Here is a 22002-nt window from a genome sequence, read left to right as displayed (position 1 = left end):
ATGCGCGATGCGCGCTCGTCGAAGGCTGCCCTGACTCCCTTGACTTCCGGGGCCTCTTCACCGATTGAAGCCTCTGCTGTCCCAGTTCATTCAGTGACCTCTGTTGCGGCCGAAGGGCCGATGTCTGCCATGCCTCGTATCGTGAACCGTCAAGTTTCCAACGTTCGTTTCCACGCCGCTGCCGTGAGCGTTGCGAACGGACAAGGGCGTGGCCTGAGAATGTCGCCGCGTGTGCGTCGTTCGGCAACGTTCCTCGCGGCGAGCGCGGTCCTGTGGCTTGCAGGCTGCGCGCTGGGACCCGACTATGTTCGCCCGGAGATCGACACACCGGCGGCGTTCAAGGAAACCGGCGACTGGAAGCTGGCCGAGCCGAACGACGCGGCCGACAAGGGCGATTGGTGGGCCATTTATCAGGATCCGGTGCTTGCCGATCTGATGTCCCAGGTCGACATCAACAACCAGAACATCAAGCTGGCCGAGGCGAACTATCGTCAGGCGCTGGCAGTGGCGGGGCAGGCCCGCGCGGCGTTCTTCCCGACGATTGGTGCTAATGCCGGTGTGACGCGCAGCAGTTCGCGCGTGAGCAATACGGCCGTCAGCGGTTCGGGCGTGGGGGGGATTTCCAACAGCTACAGCTTGTCGGGGACGGCAAGCTGGGAGCTCGATATCTGGGGCAGCGTGCGTCGGTCGGTGGAAGCCGGTAATGCGAGCGCCGAGGCAAGTGCGGCGGATCTGGCGAACGCACGTCTGTCGGCGCAGGCGTTGCTCGCCCAGAACTACTTCGACCTGCGCGTGACGGATGCCCAGAAGGCGCTGCTTGGGCGCACCGTCGCGGCCTACGAGCAGACGCTGAAACTCACGCAGAACCAATATGCCGTGGGCGTCGCGCAACGCTCGGACGTTATTCAGGCGCAGACACAACTGCAACAGGCTCAGGCGTCCGCGCTCGATATCGAAGTGACGCGCGCTCAACTGGAGCACGCCATCGCGTTGCTCGTCGGCAAGGCCCCGGCCGTGTTCTCTCTGACGCCTGCGCCATTGCGCGCCGCCTTGCCGCCTGTGCCGGTCAGCTTGCCGTCGAAGCTGTTGGAGCGTCGTCCCGACATTGCGTCTGCGGAACGTTCCGTGGTCGCCGCGAACGCGAAGATCGGGGTGGCGAAGGCCGCATTCTTCCCGACGCTTTCCCTCTCGGCAACGGGGGGCTTCCAGAGCAATAGCTTTGCCGATTGGCTGACGTTGCCGAGCCGTTTCTGGTCGGTCGGTCCGGCGCTGGCGGCCACATTGTTCGATGGCGGCCTGCGACGCGCACAGACCGACGCGGCGATTGCCGCCTACGACGCGCAAGTCGCGACGTACCGCCAGACCGTGCTCACTGCATTCCAGTCGGTGGAGGACAATCTGGCGGCGCTTAACTATCTGGGGCGCGAGGCAGCCGTTCAGAATCAGGCGGTGCAGTCGGCGCAGGAAGCGGCGCAACTGATCCTCAACCAGTACAAGGCAGGGACCGTAGGATTCCAGAATGTGCTGACGGCGCAAGCGACTGCGTACACCACGGAGCGTACAGCCCTGACCATTCTCGGCAGACAGTTCACGGCGAACGTGTTGCTCGTGACCGCACTCGGCGGTGGATGGCATGGATTGCCGCATGACGGCGCGGGAGCAAGCGGCGCGGCCAGCAGTGGGACCGATGCGCCGAACGGCGGCAACGCGTCGGGGCCTTCCGCGAAGGAATAACTACGCATCTCGGGAGGCGTGCAACGCGCCGACCATTAAATCCAGCGCAGGTGTTTAAGGTAATTCCGACTTTCGCAATCGGAATGCCGGAAACCCGCGCTGTGAATCTTTCGAATGCCGGTGACGCGAGTAGCACAAACTCCCGCAGTATGTGGCTGTGCAATTTCACGTCCGTGCAAGCCACTTCAAGTAGTTAGCGTGCAGTACCCGCTCTATCGGGCAGCATACGGGCCTCTCGTGGATGGACCACACCGCGTGGCACGCCGCTGTGTCCGATATGACTATGTGACGTTTCCCATCCGGTCGCCCTGTTCTCTTTTTGCCAGAATGGACCCGCTTCGTTGTGACGGCCGACGCGAAGCACCGCGTGCGTCGCGCGGTCACCACGGTCTGCCAAACGAAGCGAGGGGGGGACACAATGACGATCAATGTCGTGGTCGCTGACGATCATCCGATTGTGCGATTTGGAATACGACGTCTGCTCGAAGAGCGGGACATGATCCACATGGTCGGGGAGGCGGGAAATTCGTCGGAGCTGGTCAATTTGCTGGCCAAAGCGCCGTGCGACATCCTTGTTACCGATTTCTCCATGCCCGGCGGCAACTTCAAGGACGGGCTCTTTCTCATCGGTTATGTGCGCCGCTACTTCCCCAACATCAAGATCATTGTCGTCACGATGCTGGAGAATCTCGCCATTCTGCGGGGCATGCTCAAGCTTGGCGTGCACTCGATTCTCTCGAAGCTCGATGAGCAGAGTTCGATTGCAGACATTGTGTGCGTGGTGGCCGATGGCAGCCGTTACATTCCCGCTGGCCTGGCAACGCGCTTGCACGACTCGGTGATCGACGATCTCGAAATCGATGCGTCGAAGCTCTCGGGGCGCGAAGTCGAAGTGGTGCGCTTGTTCGTCTCCGGGCTGACCATCAGCGAGATCGCGTTCCAGCTGAGTCGCAGCGTCAAGACCGTGAGCTCTCAGAAGACCAACGCCATGCGCAAATTGGGATTGGACCGGGACGTCGATCTCTATCACTACGCGACGCGCACGGGCATCACCTGAAGCACAAGCGAACCGGTCCGGCGCGCGCTATCACGGGTTCAAGCGGGCAGACGAATCGCCCGCATGTCGCGCAGAATCAGCTCACCCGCGCGCAACATCTGTTTGAGCTGATGCACGACCTGCTTGATCTCCTGCACGTGCGCGTCGACAGCGTCCGGTTGCTGCTCCTGCGCGACGACCAGGGCATCGAGACGCTTCGTGTAATCGCGCATCGCTTCGGTGGCGGCTTGCGTGTCTGTCGGCACGGACGCCGCCGGTGCGGCGACCGCTTGCGAAAGCAGGTCGCTGATCGCGGCAACCACCTGCCCCAACTCCCCGCTCTTGTCTGCCGCGATCTGTCGCGGCAGCACATCCGACAGGCCCGTGATGTACGACGCCATCACGTGGTTCTGCACCAGCAAATCGTTCAGCTCTGCAACCGCGACCTGCTTGGACTTCGGCTCCAGCATCATCCGCTTGAAGGCGGCACCGAAATTCCCGAAGGCAATGTGCATGTCCTTGCGCGCCATGCGATAGGCGAAGTCGTCGCGTTTTCCGTCTAGTGCGGCGCTCGACTCGAGATAGGTGCGCGTGGACTGCACCGCATTGCGGATCAGCGGCCCCATCAACCGGTATTCCCAATACGGGAACAGATACGAACACACCAGCGCGATGGCCGATCCGATCAGCGTATCGATGGCGCGCTCGCCGATCACCGAGAGCGAGCCCGGCAACAGGAAGTGGAACAGCAGCAGCACGTACGACGACATAAAGACAACCGAGAGGCCGTAGTTGAACAACGACAGGCTGTTGCCCATGACCATGCAGAAGAACATGAGGGCGAGCAGGATCCAGGCCTTGTGAACGAAGGAGAGAATTACCAGCACGCTCACGCAGCCGATCAGCGTGCCGGTCAGACGCTGCGCGTTCTTCTGCTTCGTCAGGCTGAAACCCGGCTTCAAAATCACGATGATCGTGAGCAGTACCCAGTAGCTGTGATCCTGCCCGGCGAGCAACGACCAGTTTTCGCAGATGAGCAGCCCGGCGGCGATGGCGATCGTCACTCGCAACGCGTGACGGAAACTCGGCGACGAAAAAGTCAGATTTTTCCAGAGAAGTTTCGGAGAAAAGCTCTGTCGCGACGTAAAGCGTTGCAGGGCCTGATCGATCTGCACTTCGGTCGCGCTGCCGGCCGTGCTCACATCGGTGTTGCGGTGCATCCGCTCGACGATACGCGTGGTGCTCCACACACGACGGAACGTGCTGGTGAGCGCCTGATAGGCTTCCGGGGACTTCTGTTGCAGCGACTGCTTGCGCATCAGTTCGATTTCGTACTCGATGGCCCGGAATTCTGCGCGCCAGCTGCGTTGTGCCCGCGAGGGCTCGTTGGTCGCAATGGCGTAGCCAATCGCGTCCACTTCGATGGCGATCTTGCGGATCATGTCGCGGAAGAACAGCAGCACGTCGTTGTCGGCGAACTCGCGGCGCAGCATCGGATAGTCGGTATGCACCGACACCACCGTCTCATGCAGATCGACGATGTTGATGAACAGATTGAACAGCATGGTGCGGCGTGGTTCCAGCGCACCGATGCGCAGCCGGGGCAGGTTGCGCAGAATGATCTCGCGCGCCGCCTGCTGTTTTTCCACCACATTGACTTGTGCCGCGATCAGACGGCGGTAGCAATCGTCGATATCGGTCGACGTATCGTAGAAGGCCGCTTTAGCTTCCAGATACTCGGACGTGACGAAGAAGCACTCCGCGAGCGTTTGCTGCTCGATGCGAAACCACCAGATGCGACAGACGAACAGGCTGAAATAGGTGTACCAAAGCCCCCCGGCCAGCACGGCTCCGGCATCGAGCACCGCCTGATGGCGCGTGAGGTCCGCTTCGACGTTGAGGACCATCATCATGAGACAGGCGAAACTGACGAGCGACGCGCGCAACCCATAGACCACAAGCATCGACAGACCGAACGTCAGAATCAACGAGGTGATCCAGAGTTGCCATGGCTGTGCGGCCGTCGCCATACCGGTGATCAGGACCGTCAGCGCGCCGAGGAGTGTGCAGCTCAGCAGTTCGGTGTGCTTGTGACGCAGCGGCCCGTTGATGTCGACCACGCTCGCGCAGAGCGCGCCGGAGGCGACCTCGATGCCGAGCAGGTGCTGATCCATCCCCCAGAACAGGACGAGCGCAGGCAGGATGACGCCGACTGCCTGCCGGGTGCCGCTGAAAAAGTAGTGGCTATAGAGAAACTTCTTGATATCGGTCTGGTAGTCCATGCGTCGGGTGCGAGGGTTCCGCTGCAAAGCCGACCGCGCGATGGGGTAGGGCGCGGCGCAGTGAGAGTCTAGCCGATGCCCGGCGTGCCGCGAAGTGGGGATACCGCCGGTTACACGCGGGCCGCCGATGGAGGCCGGTCGTGCACGCCGCGCGTGGCGTTGGGTCGCCGTCACCCATGACGGGGTGAGCTTTCGGATCTGTCCGATAGGCTTTGGCACAGGGCATTTGTTATGCTTGCGAACAGACTCGCTAAGCCGCCACGCCCGCATGCTCCATCTATTCTTCTCCAACCGGTTCACCACGCTCGAAGCCGCCCTGTTGCGCGACATCGCACAGGCACCTGACGCGTCGTCGGGGGCGGGGAATCCCTTTGAGACGGAAACCATCGTGGTGCCCAGCGTGGCTGTGCGCCGCCGGCTCGAACTGGACTATGCGGACGTCTTCGGCGTGTGTGCAAACGTCCGCCTGACGTATCTGGCGCAATGGCTCTGGGACATGGCAGGCAAACTGCTCACCGTGCCGGAAAGTTCGCCGTTCGCGCCCGACCGGCTGGTCTGGCCGCTGTATCAGTGTCTCGCGCAGCCGTGGGTGGAGGCGTCGCCGCGGCTGGCCGGTTATCTGGCCGGAGCAGACGACGTCATGCGGTTCGAGTTGGCCGACCGACTTGCCCACATTTACGATCAATACCTGACTTACCGGCCGGACTGGCTGGAACGGTGGCAATCCGGCGAAGTTATTTCGCCGGGGGCGTCGACGACCTGGGGCGACGTCCAGCGTGCCGACGAGGCTTGGCAAAGCGCTTTGTGGCGGCAGGTGCTGGCGCATCTGGAGATTCGCGAGCGCCATCCGACGCTGCGGGCCATCGACCGGATCGAACAGCTCACGCCGGAGGCGGTTCCGGTCGGCTGGCCGTCCCGGGTTTGCGTGTTCGCGCTGTCGTCGATGCCGCCGCTTTCGATGGCATTGCTCAAGGCCATGTCCCGCCTGATCGACGTGCATCTTTATGTCCTCAATCCCTGCGAGAGCTACTGGTTCGACATCGTGCCGCCGTCTCGGCTGTCGTATCTGACCCAACGTGACGGCAAAGCCCACCGCGAGGTGGGCCACCCGTTGCTGGCGGAATGGGGACGGCAGACGCAGTCGCACATCGATGCGTTATACGCGGATCTTGCGCCGCAGGCGGTGGAGGACCGGGCGTTGTTTCAGCCGAATCCAGCGCCCACGCTGCTGGCCGCCTTGCAGAACGGCATTCTTTCCCTGGACGATGGTCGTCATGGCGCACCCGACGGTGTCGCGGCCGATGGCTCGGTGCAGGTGCATGTCTGCCATAGCCTTGCGCGTCAGATCGAGGTTCTGCACGACCGCCTGCTGGCGTGCTTCGACGAAATTCCCGATCTGCGTCCCGACGATGTGCTGATTACCGTGCCGGACCTTGGCCGTGCGGCACCGCTCATCGACGCGGTGTTCGGCACCGCAACGCCCCGCATTCCTTATCTGGTAACCGGCCTGCCGCCGACGCGGACCAACCCTGTCGCACGTGCCTTCGCGTCGATTCTGGCATTGCCGCAGCAGCGGGTGGCGGCGTCGAGCCTTGTCGAACTCGCACGCACAGAGGCAGTAGCGCAGCGTTACGACCTGGGCGGCAATGTGCTCGACGCCATTCAGAACTGGCTGCACAGTGCCGGCGCACGCCGGGGCTGGCGCGGAGACGCCTTGTTGCGGCTTGACGGTGCCGGACAGACGTCACGTGATGGCGCGGTGGCCGGAGCCGGTGCTGGCGTACCTCCTGCCTTGGAGCGCCATACGCTGGGCGACGCCATGATGCGCCTGTTCCTCGGCTATGCCTTGCCGGACGACGCCATGCCAGTTGACGACTGGCTGCCTGTCGGCGGAATCGAAGGCGGCAGGGCCGAGTTGCTGGGGCAACTGGCGCGGCTGATCGACGATCTCGATATGACGGCGGTGTCGCTCCAGACCGAGCGGACCGGCCTCGCGTGGCGCGATCAGTTGCTGGCAATGTTGGAACAGTTCTTCTCGGATGAGCCACGTTTTGCCGATGACGTCGCCGAAGTGCGTATGGCGATCGAACAAATCGGCACGGCCATTGCCGACGGTGCGCCTGAGGTGCGCGTGCCGGTGGAAGTGGTAGCGCGCGTGCTGGCCGACGCGCTCGACGATCCGACACGCGGCGGGGTACCGTCGGGACGCGTCACGTTCGCCGCGATTCCGAGCTTGCGTCTGTTGCCATACCGCGTGGTCTGCATGATCGGCATGGACGATGGCGTGTTGCCCGGGCGCTTGCGCGCCGACGAGTTCGATCTCATGCGTGCGCTGCCACAACGTGGCGACCGTCAGCGCCGCGATGACGAGCGCAATCTGTTCCTCGATTTGATGCTGAGTGCGCAGGACCGCTTTCTCATCACCTATACGGGGCGAAGCGTTCGCGATAACGCGCCGTTGCCACCGTCCACCGCCGTGGACGAATTGCTGGATTTCACGGGACAGTTGCTCGCGCCGGTATCGCAGGGATTCGACCTCGACGAGCAACGCAAAGCTCGTGAGACGCTTGTTGTCCTGCATCCGCTTCAACCGTTCTCACCCGCGTACTTCGATGGACGTGAGCCGTCGTTGTACAGCTATGACGTTGCTAACGGCGAGGCTGCTCAGCAACTGGTGGGTCAGTTGGCATCCCCTGCACCGGACGCAGCCGCAACGCCGTTCGTCAATGAGCCATTGCCCGCCATCGTGCAAACGCATCTTACGCTGGACGACCTGCTGCGCTTCTGGCGTCACCCGGGGCGGGCGTGGGCGCGCGACCGGCTAGGCCTGTCGCTCGGCGAAATGCTCACCGAAGTCGAAGACGAAGAGCCGTTCGTACTCGACTGGTCGGGGCGCGACGCGCTCGCCGCGCGGCTGCTGCCGCGACTGTTGCGCGATGACGCTCAGGATTCGCGAGCTCAGGCGGCGGCGATCGAGCGCATCGCGAACGTCAGTCATGAGCTGCCAGGCGGTGCGACGGGGGCGGTATGGCGTCGACGTGAACTCGGCGGGTTACGCGCACTGGCTACGCAAGTGAGAGAAGCGCAGGCGGAGGGCACACAGGAATTGCTCGTGACGTTGTCGCTCAAGCCCTCGCTCCCACCGTCGTGGACGGCATCGACGGATGCGATCTGGCACGGCGATGCGACGCTGTGCGCAGACTGCTTGCTGCAAGGGCGTCTGGCCCCGGTGTCGCGCCACGGACTCGTCATGTATCGCTATGGCAGCATGCGTCCGAGCGATCTGCTTGCCGCCTGGCTCGCCCACCTCGCGCTATGTGCACATTTGCAGCAACCGGAACATGCGGGGCTTGAGGTCGCACCACGAACGCTCTGGTATGGAGAGGACGAGACATTTGCGCTGCGACCCGTGGACGATGCGGCGGCACTGGTCGCGCAATGGGTGGCGTTGTATCGCCTTGGCCAGACCCGGCCGTTGCCGTTCTTTGTGCGGAGCGCGTGGAAACTGGCGAGTACCGGAAAAATGACAGATGCCGAAAGCGCGTGGTCCGGCTCTGCATTCGCTCGCGGCGATGCCGACGATCCCTATACCAAGCTGATCTGGCGGGGTGTGGAAGACCCGCTGACGTCGCCGTTCGACTTGCTGGCGAACACGATGTTCGGGCCGATGGTGCAGCACCTTGAAATCGTGGAGGGCGCATGACGCAGCTCATCGACCTCGACGTCTTCGGTTGCGATCTCGATGGTGTCTGCCTGATCGAAGCCTCTGCCGGTACGGGCAAGACGTGGAACATCTGCGCGCTCTATGTACGGTTGTTGCTTGAGAAGCAACTGACCGTCGAGCAGATTTTAGTCGTGACGTTCACGAATGCCGCAACGGCAGAATTGCGTGAACGGATTCGTGGACGACTCGCCGGACTGGTCGCAGCGATGGCCCCGATCTTCGATGAGGACGAGGACGGAGGCGAGGGCGGCGACGATGACGGAGACGACTTCCCCGACTTCGATCCGGACGCCAGCGACGATCCCCTGTTCAACGTGATGATCGCCGGGCTGATCGAGCGTGGAGAGATGTCGCCGAAGGCCATTCGCGAATGCCTCCAGCGTGCGTTGCGCGGTTTCGATCAGGCGTCGATTCACACCATCCACGGTTTCTGCCAGCGAGCACTCGCCGAAGTGCCGTTTGCTGCCGGGCTGCCATTTGCTTATGAGTTGGTGCCGGACGACAACGGCGTGCGTCACGATCTGGCCGTAGAGTTCTGGCGTCGCGTCGTTGAGCCGATGGCGGGACAGGATGACAACTTCGCCGCATGGCTGGTGGACCGCAAGCGTTCGCCGGGCACGCTTACGGATCAATTGGCGCGTCGTCTGAAGAAGCCGATGTCCGAGTTGCGTTGGCCGGAGGCCGTGCAAAGCGATGCGCAAGCGTCGCCCGATTCGGCGTTGCTGGCGACATATTTGGCAGCGTGCGAGTGCTGGGAAGCTGAGGCATCGGTGATTGCCGACCTGATGCGCGCAGTACTGCCTTCCTACAAGAAGAATATCTACAACGAGACGTCGCTCCCGCAGGCCGTCTCGGCATGGCAGCGATATCTTGGCGCGCGAGACGCCGGTGCATTGCTGGGGCCGAAGGCCGAGTTGCTGACGACAACGCGACTCGCCAAGGACATCAGGAAGGGGGAGACGCCTCCCGACCATCGCTTCTTTGAAATGGCGGACGTACTCGTTCGGGCGCGCGCGGATGCCGACGAGCGCTACGCGATGCAGTGGCTGCGAATCCTGCGTGAGTGGCTGATGCAGGCGCCGGAACAGTTGGCGCTGCGCAAGCGCGAACTGCGCGTGGTGTCGTTCGACGACCTGCTTGGCAATATCGCGCGCGCGCTGAATCAGCATCCCGATCTGGCGGACGCGTTGCGCGAGCGCTATCCGTGCGCACTGATCGACGAATTCCAGGATACCGATCCGCTGCAATTCGCCATTTTTAGTGCCGTGTACGGACATCGGGCAGCGGCATCGGAGGGCGCCTCGGGCGAAGCAACGGAACAAATGCTGTCGGCCAGTGGGCGCGGCCCGATGTTCATGGTCGGCGATCCCAAGCAGGCCATCTACAGTTTCCGTGCGGCAGATCTGCACACTTATCTGGCCGCGCGCGAGAACGCCGACGCGGCGTACACGCTTGCCGTCAATCAGCGCTCGACGCCTGCCATCATCGAAGCCGGTAACCGCTTGTTCGGTGCCAATGATCGTGCGTTCGTACTTGACGGGCTGGCGTACCCACCGGTGCGTTCGGGCACGCGTCGTCGTCCTCCCTTGACGGACGTGCGGGACGTCGCCGACTTTACGGTCTGGTGGCTGCCCGACGCCGACGAGCCGCTACCCAAGGACGAGGCGCAGCAAGCGTGCGCCCGCGCAACGGCGGCCGAAGTGGCGCGCTTGCTGGCGGGGGCGTCGCGCGGCGAGGTACTGGTCGGCGATGAGCCGCTCGCACCTGGCGATATTGCCGTGATCGTGCAGACGCACCGTCAGGGCGCGCTGATGAAATCGATGCTCGCCGAACACGCGGTAGGGAGCGTGGAGTTGACGCAGGACTCGGTATTCGCGAGCGAAGAGGCGGAAACCTTGCTGCGTGTGCTTCGTGCGGTGGAGGCGCCGGGCGATGTTCGAGCCCTTCGCGCAGCACTCGCGACAGAGTTGTTCGGACTCGATGCCACGGCGCTTTACCGCATGCAGACAAGCGATGCTTCCGATGCGGAGGCGATCGCGTGGATCGAGCGCCTGCAACGGTATCGTCAGTTGTGGACGGATCGTGGGTTCTCCGCGATGTGGCGCACGCTCATGCGCGAGCTTGGACTTGCGGCACGGTTGGTTGCGCAGCCCGGTGGAGAGCGTCGTCTGACCAATTTCATGCATCTGGCTGAGCTTGCACAAGCGCGATGGGCAGAGCAGCCGGGCATGCCCGCGCTGCTGCGCTGGCTGGCGTCGCAGCGCAATGCCAGCGGAGGCGAGGAGGCTCAGTTGCGCCTGGAGTCGGATCAGAATCTGGTCCAGATCGTGACCGTCCACAAATCGAAGGGGCTTGAGTATGGTGTCGTGTTCTGCCCGTTCCTTTGGGACGGTTCAGTGCGCGACGGCGGAGGTCTCGAAGGTCTGGAGTACCACGATGGTGCTACGGCCGTCATTGACTTTACCGACGCGGCAGGCAAGGGATCACCTGCCGCTGCCGCGTTGCGGCAGGAGCAATCGGCAGAGCAGGCACGCCTGCTGTACGTCGCGCTGACGCGCGCGGTGTACCGCTGCTATCTCGCAGCGGGCATCTATTCGTCGCGTCGTAGCGTGAAGGAGGCGTGCGGCGGCATGCTCAACTGGCTTGCGGCCGGGCAAGGGACGGCGTTCGACGCTTGGATCGCTTCGACCATCGATGCCGATGAGCGCGTCGAGGCGATTCGCCTGGCATGGAAGGCGCTCGTTGGCGGGCCATTTGACGTCGTGCCATTGCCAGTGGGCGATGCGCTCGACGGCGACACGCGTATCGTGCACGACGCCGCGCCGGAACTGACCACGCGCGCGAGTACGCGAGCCTTGCGCGAAGCATGGCGCATCGGCAGCTTTTCTGGGTTGCTTGCAGGTATGCACACCGGACCGCAACTCAGTGGTGGCCAGTTGAGTGCACCGGAACGCACGCGTCCCGATTACGACGCGCAAGCCAATGCGGGACCGACGTTTGCGTTGCCGCCGGAAGGCGATGACGCGTGGCCGCCCGCGGACGACATTCTTCGCTTTCCGCGTGGCCCGGCTGCCGGGGAGAGCTTGCACCGAGTGTTCGAACTGGCGGACTTTCAGTCGCGTGCCCAGTGGCCGCATGCGGTGTCGCGGGCGCTGCGCGAACGTCCACCGGGACGTGGCGCGGAGCAAAACGACACGTGGCGCGCCATGATGACGAACATGTTGAGCGACACGCTCGCCACGCCGTTGCGCCCCGGCATGCAACTGGCGGATGTCTCGCTGGCCGAGCGTCTTACCGAGATGGAGTTCACGTACCCGGCGGATGCGGTCTCGCTCGACGCACTGCGTGGCCTGTTGCGCCAGTTCGGCTATCCCGATCTACCGCTGGACGCGACGGTCCTGCGAGGCTATCTCAAAGGCTTCATCGATCTGGTGTTCCGTCACGGCGGTCAATGGTGGATTCTCGACTGGAAGTCGAACTACCTCGGCACCGCCCCCGAGAACTACGGCGGCGACGGCTTGCGCGAGGCCATGGCCGAACACGGCTATCACCTGCAGTACTTGCTTTACACGCTGGCGCTGCATCGTTTTTTGCGGCGTCGCTTACCTGATTACGATTACGACCGCGATATGGGCGGCAGCCTCTATTTGTTTGTGCGCGGCGTGCGCCCGGATTGGGCCAGCGCGCACCTCGCCGGAGATGAAGTCCCGGGGGTTTTCTTCGACAAGCCTTCGCGGGAAATGGTCGACGCACTCGATGGACTGTTCGCCGCGGGTGAAAACGCGGCGCTGGCTCAGGCGCTCTCGCTGGACACGCAAGGCGCATCGGCCGGGACCGACGAGGAGGACGCATGAGCGATAGACGCCATATGGGCGATGCGTCCGGGGCACCACTGGCGGACAGCGGCGTGGTGCGACTTGCACAAGGTTTCGCGCGTCGCATGGGATTGCTCGCGCGAGGGAACGGGGCCGACGAGGTTACGTGCCGCTACGTTCGGCGGGCGGCGCTCGAAGTGAGCCTCGCGACGTCGGAAGGCCACGTTTGCGTGCCGCTCGACAACCTGCTCGACGAACAGGCCAGCGGCGAGCTGTTTCCCGGTGACGCGCCTGCGTTGTCGGTCTGGCGAGATGCGCTCTTCGCAAGCGGCTTGTGTGCGCCGGCCAGCCTCGCACATGTACTCACGGGCGATGTGCAGGCAGACGCCTATCCGCTCTTGCTCGACGATCAGGACCGTCTGTATCTGGCTCGCTACTATCACTACGAAGCGCGCCTTGCCCTCGCGCTGGGACGAAAACTGACCCTGAGCGGCGAAGCGATGTCAGCATCGACTGCATCGACTTCGGCGATCACGGAGGAAGACCACAAGCGCTTGCAGCGCTACTTCAGCGACGGCGTGTTGCTTTCGCCGGAAGGCCAGCGCGAGCCGAATTGGCAAATGGCGGCGGCGGCCCTCGCATTGCAACGCTCGCTGGTCGTGCTCAGCGGCGGCCCGGGAACGGGGAAGACCACCACGGTCGTCGGTCTGATTGCCTGTCTGCTCGAGCGCGATGCCAACCTGCGCGTTGCGCTGGCGGCACCCACCGGTAAAGCGGCGCAGCGTATGCAGGAAGCTTTGACGGCACGTCAGGACTTGCCGGAAACCGTGCGACTCGCGCTCCCCGAAGCAGCGGTGACGTTGCATCGACTGCTCGGTGTATTGCCGGAGTCGGCGGAGCAGGTCGGGCGACGCTTTCGTCATCACGCAGGCAACCCGTTGCCCTATGACCTGATCGTGGTGGACGAAGCGTCCATGATCGATTTGTCGATGGCGACGCAACTGCTGGAAGCGGTGCCGGAGGGGGCGCGTCTGGTATTGCTGGGCGACAAGGATCAGTTGGCGGCCGTCGAGGCGGGAGCGGTGTTCGGTGAACTGAGCGCCCAACGAGGGTTTTCGCCATCGATGCGCATGCAGTTGCTGTCGGCGCTCGGCTGGCCGTCAAACGACTTACCTACCTCGGGCCCGCTGGCCGTGAGCGGCGCCAGCGTGTCGAAATCGAGCGCTGTGCCGACGGCGCAAGTTCAGGCGCGACGCGGTTTGGAGGACGCCGTCGTCTGGCTGGAGCGCACCTATCGCTTTGGCGCGAACTCGGCGATTGGCCGTCTGGCCACGGCCATCAAGACAGGGAAGGTCATCGATGCCCGTAAGGAGTTCACTGTTGCCGAGAGCGTGTCCGGCCGCACGAATACCGGACGAGGAGCGAGTGCCGCACACGCCGAAGCCGACTCGGTGGACCGCGTGCTGCTAAGCGAAGATGGCGGAATTCAGTTGTCGCCAGCCACACTCAACGCGCTGGCCGATGGCTACGGCGAATACCTTGATGCGCTCGCTCAGGCTTTTACGACGATTGAACAGTTAGGCGATCCCGCTGCGGCCACAACGGCAGACATTGCGATGGTCGCTCAGCCTGTCTTTGCTGCTTTTGGGAAGTTTCGCGTGCTGTGCGCGACGCGGGGCGGCCGACGGGGCGTCGAGTTTCTCGGCGCACAACTGACGGCGCTGCTGGCGCGTCGTGCGGGCGTGGCGTTGGGTGCGGGGGGCGGCGCGTGGTTTGCGGGGCGTCCGGTGCTTGTGACGCAGAACGAATACGCGCTGAACCTCTTCAACGGCGATATCGGCATTGCCTTGCCGCTGGGTCCTTCCGGCACGTTGCGTGTGACGTTCGCCACGCCGGACGGTGGCTATCGCCTTTACTCGCCTGCAAGTTTGCCCGCGCACGAAACGGCGTTCGCGATGACGATTCACAAGTCGCAGGGATCGGAATTCGAGCGTGTGGCGATTGTGCTGCCGGAGCAGGCGAGCCGGGTGCTATCGCGAGAACTGATCTATACGGGAGTCACGCGTGCGCGCCGGGAGGCGTGGCTGTATGCGCCGTGGCCGGTGATCGCCTCGGCCATCGCGCGCCCGACGCAGCGCGATGGCGGTCTGACCGACCGTCTGACGGAGGTGCTGGCTACGATGTCTGATTCTCCGACGGATTCGCGTTCAGCTTTGCCGCTGCGATAGCAGCCTCGGCGACGGCACCGATGCGGGTGACGAGCAACTGGTCGATCTTGTAGTTGTCGATGTCGACCACTTCGAACTTGTAGCCCGCCGCTTCGGTGGCTTCCGACTTCTTCGGAATGCGCTTGAGCTGATAGATCATGAACCCGGCGATGGTCTCGAACTCGCCCTCACCGGGGAGTTCGTCGATATCGAGCGCCTTTTTCACGTCCTCGACGGACGTGACACCATCGACAAGCCATGAGTGCTCGTCACGTTGCACGATCTGGTCTTCGTCGGCCGGGTGGACGACATCGCCCATGAGGGCGCCAACGATGTCGTTAAGCGTCACCACACCGACCACCAGACCGTACTCGTTGATGATGACGGCGAAGCCTTCGCGGGTTTCCTTAAAGCGTGCCAGCGCTTCGGACAGATTGAGCGTGTCCGGAATCACCAGCAGTTTCTTGGCGTAGAGACGATCCAGATTGCGGATCACGCTGGAGAGGTCTTCGCTCGCAATGCGCTGGAGCAGGTCTTTCGAGTCGACGTAACCGAGCACGTTGTCGATTTCGTCGCGACACACGAGATACTTCGAATGCGGACTTTCCGTGATTTTCTGACGGATGCTGCGCTCGTCTTCGGCGATGGTGAAGTACACCACGTCGTCGCGGAAGGTCATGACCGAGCCAACGGTGCGTGACTCCAGTTCGAACACGTTCTCGATCAGGTGCAGTTCCTGTTTGCGCAGCACACCTGCCTGTGCACCGGCACCGACCATGGCTGCAATGTCTTCCGACGTGATGTTGTCGATCGCATGGGTGGGTAGCTTGAACATGCGCAGAAACAGGTTCGCTACGCCGTTGAAGAGGTAGACCAAAGGCCGCAGGATTTTCAGGCAAAGCAGCATCGGGTCGATGATGGCCATCGCGACGCGCTCAGGATTGACCATGGCGAGACGCTTCGGAATCAGATCGGCGAACTGGATGAAGGCGATCGTAATGAACAGGAACGATCCGATACCGGCCAGTCGCAGGGCGAGTGCTTCGTCGGTGAATGGCGAGAGCCAATTGAACAGGTAGCTGGTGAGGAAGCTTTCGCCGAGCACACCGCCGAGCACGGCGACGGCATTCACGCCGATCTGAACGACGGTGAAGAAATTGCCCGGCTGTTCCTTGAGCGCGAGCACTTTGACGGCTTGCTCGTCGCCCTTCTCCATGAGCACCTGAAGTTTGGTGCGCTTGGCCGCAGTGAGCGAGATTTCGGCAGCGGAAAAGAAGGCGCTTGCCAGCACCAGCAAAAGAATACTGAAAAGAAAACCGTAACCACTCATATTGTTGTCCCTGTAAGTGCGAGTGCGGAAACATAGCCGCGACGCAGGCCGGACCGGTTCGCACGGGAGTGGGTCCGGGAGCAGGGAGACATTTCAAAACAAGGCCGGCGGGCCATCATTTTGAGATGCCTTCGGGCTAGAGCGCGGGAGCAGCGCACCCGCTGGGCGGGGCGCGTCAGCCGCGTCGGCTGTACCGCTGTCCGATAGCATGCCATAAGTTCGGGGCACTCCGACAGCGCGACCCCTGCGTACCCGACCCGCACCGGGCGCACTCCAGACGCTCTCAGGCGGCGCGGCTGTCCACTCCGAGGCGGTCGCTTGCACGAGCTGCGAGAGTCAGCGTGCAGAACCGAAAATTCGCGAACGACCGTTCGGGCATCGTGGACGCTGTCTTGACCACGCCTCCCGGCGACGTCGAGACAGTGGTGCACACCACGCTTCTCCCTTCCCCTATTTGAGGACTTATCGATGACTTTCGGTATGCAGTTCGCGAATCACGCCCCCGTCATGGGCGGCCTTGCCCCGATGCCCGTCACACTTCATCCCGGCGGAATCAATAACGTCGTGGATATGCCACTTACGGGCATCGAAAATATACGAAGCGCTCGCCTGGACCATCCCGGGACCCCGCATGCGTCGCAGGCGACCGCCGTTGCGCAATCGTCGAGTTACGCGGCTCGCGAGATGGGTCGTCTTCAGTTCGAAGCCGATTTCGCGAGCGTTTCGTCGCAAGAAAACCGGTCGGGCGAGACATCTTCAGGGGGGCTCGAGGATGTCGACAGTGTGGATGTCCTTGAGGCACCCATGACCGGTGAATCCCTGGCGTCCCTTCTCGCACCGCGTGTCGCGCAACCGGTCCTCCCGCTTGCGGCGGTGGCCACGTTGCACGTCTGTGCCAGTTCGCATCAGGTCAGCACCCGTGCCGCATCGCTGGACGGGCGCAATCACCCGGTCGTCATGCCGGACGGACGCAGCGAACGCGCGCAAGTCTGTCGCGACATCGTCAATGGTTCATTGCTCGGCACGGACGGTCGCAACGGCACGGTGCCGTTCGAGCCGACGCGTGCCGACGTGACGAAGACGGTGGCGGACACGGCGCGTCGATGGACCGGCAAGCCCGCACTGGCAGGCAAGAAGGAGTGGTCGACGGCATGTCTGGTGCGCGAGACGCCGGACAAATTCATCGGCAAGCTGAACGCGCGCCTGCAAGCCGGCACGCGGCCCATGCCCGCGAGCGAAAGCACCGAGTGGATGCTTCGTGTGGGGTTTGCTGCCGGTCTGCCGATGCATCAGGCGATTGTGCGCGGCGATCTGCCCGCGTCCATCGGGTTGGGCACGGACGAGTGGGCGAAGCTCGCTCTAGGCGTCGAACAACTGGGGGAGCGTCACTGGGAGATGCGCCACACCGAAGTGATGGACGCCGCAGCCATGCCTGCGACGAACACGGAGGCATTCACCGCGCTGGCAACGTCGATGTCTTCGGTCGCCAAGCACATCGCGACAGAGCGGCTGCGCAACTACCTCACGCAGCGTGGCGTGCCCACGGTGCCGGCCGCCGTTACCAGCGAGTCGCCTTCCGTCGTATAACGACGGTGTCAAACCTGTCAGCGATATCGTCCGCCTGACTTGGGCAAGAGCAGTCGGCAACGCCATCGCAATAAAAAACGCGCCCGGTATTACCCGGGCGCGTTGTGCTTGCTAGGCGATGATTTGCCGTACGCGACAGCGGCGTCGATGCCACCGTCGCTCACGGGCTAATCAGGTGCGACGATAGATTTCGGCACCGCTCTTCACGAACTCGACCGCCTTGACCTCCATCCCTTGCTTGAGGGCAGCTTCGTCGGTAAGTCCTTGCTTGGCGGCGTAATCGCGCACGTCCTGCGTGATCTTCATCGAGCAGAAGTGCGGTCCGCACATCGAGCAGAAGTGAGCGACCTTGGCGGAATCCTTCGGCAGCGTCTCGTCGTGGAATTCACGCGCCTTGTCCGGGTCGAGACCGAGGTTGAACTGGTCTTCCCAACGGAATTCGAAGCGTGCCTTCGACAGCGCATTGTCACGAATCTGCGAACCCGGGTGACCCTTGGCGAGGTCGGCCGCGTGGGCTGCGAGCTTGTACGTGATGATGCCTTCCTTGACGTCGTCCTTGTTCGGCAAGCCAAGGTGTTCCTTCGGCGTGACGTAGCACAGCATGGCCGTGCCGTACCAGCCGATGGTGGCCGCGCCGATACCCGACGTGATGTGGTCGTAACCCGGGGCGATGTCCGTGGTCAGCGGTCCGAGCGTGTAGAACGGGGCTTCGTCGCAGTACTCGAGCTGGAGATCCATGTTCTCCTTGATGAGCTGCATCGGCACGTGGCCCGGGCCTTCGATCATGACCTGCACGTCGTGCTTCCACGCGATTTGCGTGAGTTCGCCCAGCGTCTTGAGTTCGGAGAGTTGCGCTTCGTCGTTGGCGTCGTAGATCGAGCCGGGACGCAGACCGTCGCCCAGCGAGAACGCGACGTCATAGGCCTTCATGATTTCGCAGATCTCTTCGAAGTGCGTGTACAGGAAGCTTTCCTTGTGGTGTGCGAGGCACCACTTGGCCATGATCGAGCCGCCGCGGCTGACGATACCCGTCATGCGGTTGGCCGTCATCGGCACATACGCGAGACGCACGCCAGCGTGGATCGTGAAGTAGTCGACGCCTTGCTCGGCTTGCTCGATGAGCGTGTCGCGGAACATTTCCCACGTCAGGTCTTCGGCCTTGCCGTTGACCTTTTCGAGCGCCTGATAGATCGGCACCGTGCCGATCGGCACCGGGCTGTTACGCAGAATCCATTCGCGCGTTTCGTGAATGTGCTTGCCGGTCGACAGATCCATGACCGTGTCGCCGCCCCAGCGGATCGCCCACGTCATCTTGTCCACTTCCTCGCCGATCGACGACGTCACGGCCGAGTTGCCGATGTTCGCGTTGATCTTCACGAGGAAGTTGCGGCCGATGATCATCGGCTCGGATTCCGGGTGGTTGATGTTGTTCGGGATGATGGCGCGCCCGCGCGCGATCTCTTCGCGCACGAATTCCGGCGTGATTTCGGCGGGAATGCTGGCGCCGAAATGCTGGCCCGGGTGCTGACGCGTGAGCAGCTTCGCCAGGCGCTCGCCCTGCGGACCGGCGGCGCGCACGCTTTCGATGTATTCCTGACGGCGCAGGTTTTCACGAATCGCGATGTATTCCATCTCGGGCGTGATGATGCCCTGACGCGCGTAGTGCATCTGCGTCACGTTCTTGCCGGCCTTGGCACGGCGCGGGGTGCGATGCAGGCCCGGGAAACGCAGGTCAGCGGTGGCGCTGTCGTTAGCGCGCTCAAGGCCGTAGGCGGAGCTCAGGCCCGGCAGCGCTTCGGTGTCGCCGCGCTCTTCGATCCACTTCGCGCGCAGCGCGGGCAGGCCGGAGCGGATGTCGATGGTCGCGTTCGGATCGGTGTACGGGCCCGAGCAGTCGTAGACGTAGATCGGCGGATTCTTCTCGCCGCCGAAGCTCGTGGGCGTGTCGGCTTGCGAGATTTCGCGCATCGGGACCTGAATGTCCGGGCGCGAGCCTTCGACGTAGATCTTGCGGGAATTGGGCAGCGGTGCGATCGCAGCTTCGTCCACGCGCGCGTTGGCTGAGAGGAACTTCGGATTGGCGTTCATGCAATGTCTCCTGGCGGGGCACGTGTTGACGCCGACAATTTCGGCGCAAAGCGGCTCAGGAGCATGAACGGGGGCGAGGAATTTCTACGCTCCCTGCGCTGGCATTATCCAGATCAGGTTCTAAGGGTATTTCTCACCCACAACTCACGTTGCAGGACCCCTGCGCTTAGCTTTGCGGCAACGATACACCGACACGCCGGGCAAAACAAGCACGATGTGTCCCGAAAAACGTGAACTGAAAATGGTGCGGTGCGACATGCCGACGGGCGCTTCAACCGTCCTGCGCGACCCGCACCTCGCGTTGAAAGTCGCGCGGCATCAGGCGTAGTGCATCGCGGAAAAAGCGCCGGTCGGGCGGCGGCAGCATCGGGAGTACACGACCGAGCGATTGCGCGGCGTGGAATGCCTGCGGCGAGTCGCCGTCCTGATGCAGCGCGAACCACAGCATTTCGAACCACAGATTGGCGAGCTGCAATGGCTCGAAACGTACGCGTCCCTCCTCGTGGTCGGCGAGCGTTGTAGCCACAACGTCGGTCCAGCGCAGGAAACCTTTGGCGCGCGAGAAGGGCGCGCCGAATGGCTGGACGGCGTCGAGAAAGGCATCGACTGCGAGGGGCGTGCTCGCGCGCAGCGTCTCCAGATCGGGATCGCGTCGCACCGGGACAGCGCCTCGTGCAATGCGCAGCAGGAACACCGTATTCCAGACGGAATTCCCGCCCACACCGAAGCGGTCGCAAATCCACTCCGATAAGCCGATCCACCGCAATGCCTGACGCTGGACTTCGGCCGCTGCAAGCCTTCTGCCCGGATCGATCAGCGCCCCTTGCCAGAACAGCCAGAGCGACAGGCCGATGTTGGCGGCCACGTGCTGAGCCAGCTCGATGGAGTCGGCTTCGAACGCGGCTTGCAGGGCGTCCGAGAAGCCGGCCAGCGCGTCGGCGGCGGATTGCGCACGGGCAGGCATCGGACCATTGCGCGCGGCGTGCGACTTGTGCAGCAGCGCCTGGAGATTGCGGCTCTCGAAGCGAATGCGCGGGTTGTAGACGAGACACGGGGCGAGCGACGCGTCGTCGCTGATGCGTTGCAGATGCGCGAACGCGCCCGGCTCATCGCGCAATGCGTAGGCCTGCCATGCCTGCACGATCCAGTGCATGGCACGTAACGTCGGCGAGCCGGGCTGGCTCGCGCCGAAGGTGGCCGCGAGTGTGGCCAAGGTCTGTTTCGTGCGCGCGGCGTCTCCCATGCGACGCCACACGATGGTCTCGGCGAGCAGCGCAATGCCACGCTGTACGTCGTCCACGGCACACACCTGCGCCGCGTGGAACGACGGGATCGCGCCCGTGCGCTGGCGTCTGGCTTCGCTTGGCGTCGCAGGCGGTGACGGCGAGAAGAACACGCCGTCCTGCATGTCGCGCTTGCCGAGCGTCAGGTGATGCCAGAACGCAATGTCCTGCATGACGTAATCGAGTGCGGGTGACTGAGCGTCGGGCGTGCTGTCCTGCGGCAAACCGAGAAACGCAGCGATCGCGCGGCGCGGATCGGCGGGTGTCGTGTCGCCGATGGCGACTTCGATACGCGACATCTCGTGCGCGGCGAGCCAGAAGGGGCCCTTGCCACGTCCGCGCGTCGGGAGCAGACGCACATCGGCGTGCCGGTCGTCGCCCCAGCCGACTGCGACGCCCCATCGCGCAAAGTCAGAAAACGCGCGGCTGATGAGCATGCGCAGATCGCCCCCGAGGCCCGCCTGACCGAAGCGGATCTTGAGCGACGCAAGCGTCACCGGCGACGCCTCGAAATGCGCGGCGTAATAGACGCGCATCAGCAACCACAGGCTTTGGTATCGCACCGGCTGACCGTCGATTTTCTGCGGCGCGTCGAGTCGCACGACGAGTGCGGGAGCGAGCGACGGTTCGGTGGTGTCGTTCATGTTGACTGAGTGACTCGGGCAGCAAGCATGGCAGGGACCGGCGACGCGCATTGCGTCGCGAACGGCGTGCACACGTTCCACGTGTTCATGGAAGGGGCGAGCCGATGATACGGCGGTTACGTCGGTTACGGTAGCTTTGCTTTGCAGCTGTCGAAACGCGCACTAAGCTGCAAACGCATTTCGAAAATGCAGTGCCTGGCCAGCGCGACGCGTATCGGCAGCGACGACGGTTTCGATGTCGCTGCCACCCTCGGTGTGTCATCGCTATGTCA

Annotated in this window: 10 protein-coding genes and 1 riboswitch; of the genes, 6 read left to right on the top strand and 4 right to left on the bottom strand. The window is 63.3% G+C overall.

Annotated elements, in window-relative coordinates; translation table 11 throughout:
• The first annotated feature begins 219 nt into the window (after positions 1 to 219).
• Both PCO31010_RS10960 and PCO31010_RS10955 read left to right on the top strand, forming a co-directional pair.
• The gene (locus PCO31010_RS10960) at positions 220 to 1734 is read left to right on the top strand and encodes an efflux transporter outer membrane subunit (RefSeq protein WP_150664576.1); all 1515 of its coding nucleotides are present in this window, start codon (positions 220 to 222) and stop codon (positions 1732 to 1734) included.
• 418 nt (positions 1735 to 2152) lie between these two features.
• Entirely contained in the window at positions 2153 to 2791 is a 639-nt protein-coding gene (locus tag PCO31010_RS10955) for a response regulator (RefSeq protein ID WP_150664311.1), read from the top strand.
• A 38-nt stretch (positions 2792 to 2829) separates the two neighbouring features.
• Here the strand turns inward: PCO31010_RS10955 and PCO31010_RS10950 are convergent, their stop codons facing one another.
• A complete protein-coding gene (locus PCO31010_RS10950) occupies positions 2830 to 5052 on the bottom strand; it encodes an FUSC family protein (RefSeq protein ID WP_150664310.1) in 2223 nt (740 codons plus the stop codon).
• A 268-nt stretch (positions 5053 to 5320) separates the two neighbouring features.
• On the opposite strand from PCO31010_RS10950, the gene recC reads away from it, so the two are divergent.
• Genes recC through recD form a run of 3 tightly spaced genes read left to right on the top strand, consistent with a single transcriptional unit; the run spans position 5321 to position 14819 of the window.
• Positions 5321 to 8755 (top strand): exodeoxyribonuclease V subunit gamma, encoded by a 3435-nt coding sequence (gene recC / locus PCO31010_RS10945; protein ID WP_150664309.1) that lies wholly within the window; start codon positions 5321 to 5323, stop codon positions 8753 to 8755.
• Positions 8752 to 12630 (top strand): exodeoxyribonuclease V subunit beta, encoded by a 3879-nt coding sequence (recB, locus tag PCO31010_RS10940; protein WP_150664308.1) that lies wholly within the window; start codon positions 8752 to 8754, stop codon positions 12628 to 12630. The genes recC and recB overlap by 4 nt, the downstream gene beginning before the upstream one ends.
• A complete protein-coding gene (gene recD, locus PCO31010_RS10935; RefSeq protein WP_246184551.1) occupies positions 12627 to 14819 on the top strand; it encodes an exodeoxyribonuclease V subunit alpha in 2193 nt (730 codons plus the stop codon). The genes recB and recD overlap by 4 nt, the downstream gene beginning before the upstream one ends.
• Here recD and paeA read toward each other — a convergent pair.
• Positions 14767 to 16128, bottom strand: a complete 1362-nt coding sequence (gene paeA / locus PCO31010_RS10930; protein ID WP_150664307.1) for a polyamine export protein PaeA — start codon at positions 16126 to 16128, stop codon at positions 14767 to 14769. The genes recD and paeA overlap by 53 nt on opposite strands.
• A gap of 804 nt (positions 16129 to 16932) precedes the next feature.
• On the opposite strand from paeA, the gene PCO31010_RS10925 reads away from it, so the two are divergent.
• Positions 16933 to 17715 (top strand): hypothetical protein, encoded by a 783-nt coding sequence (locus tag PCO31010_RS10925; protein WP_150664306.1) that lies wholly within the window; start codon positions 16933 to 16935, stop codon positions 17713 to 17715.
• A 171-nt stretch (positions 17716 to 17886) separates the two neighbouring features.
• Here the strand turns inward: PCO31010_RS10925 and thiC are convergent, their stop codons facing one another.
• A complete protein-coding gene (gene thiC / locus PCO31010_RS10920) occupies positions 17887 to 19803 on the bottom strand; it encodes a phosphomethylpyrimidine synthase ThiC (protein ID WP_039400731.1) in 1917 nt (638 codons plus the stop codon).
• A 73-nt stretch (positions 19804 to 19876) separates the two neighbouring features.
• Positions 19877 to 19975, bottom strand: a riboswitch (TPP riboswitch).
• A gap of 99 nt (positions 19976 to 20074) precedes the next feature.
• Positions 20075 to 21730, bottom strand: a complete 1656-nt coding sequence (locus tag PCO31010_RS10915) for a hypothetical protein (RefSeq protein ID WP_150664305.1) — start codon at positions 21728 to 21730, stop codon at positions 20075 to 20077.
• Between the last annotated feature and the right edge of the window lie 272 nt (positions 21731 to 22002).

Source organism: Pandoraea commovens, from assembly GCF_902459615.1.
GTDB lineage: Bacteria > Pseudomonadota > Gammaproteobacteria > Burkholderiales > Burkholderiaceae > Pandoraea > Pandoraea commovens.
The sequence above is the reverse complement of the archived record's forward strand: the minus strand, read 5'-3'. Positions and strand labels throughout refer to the sequence as shown.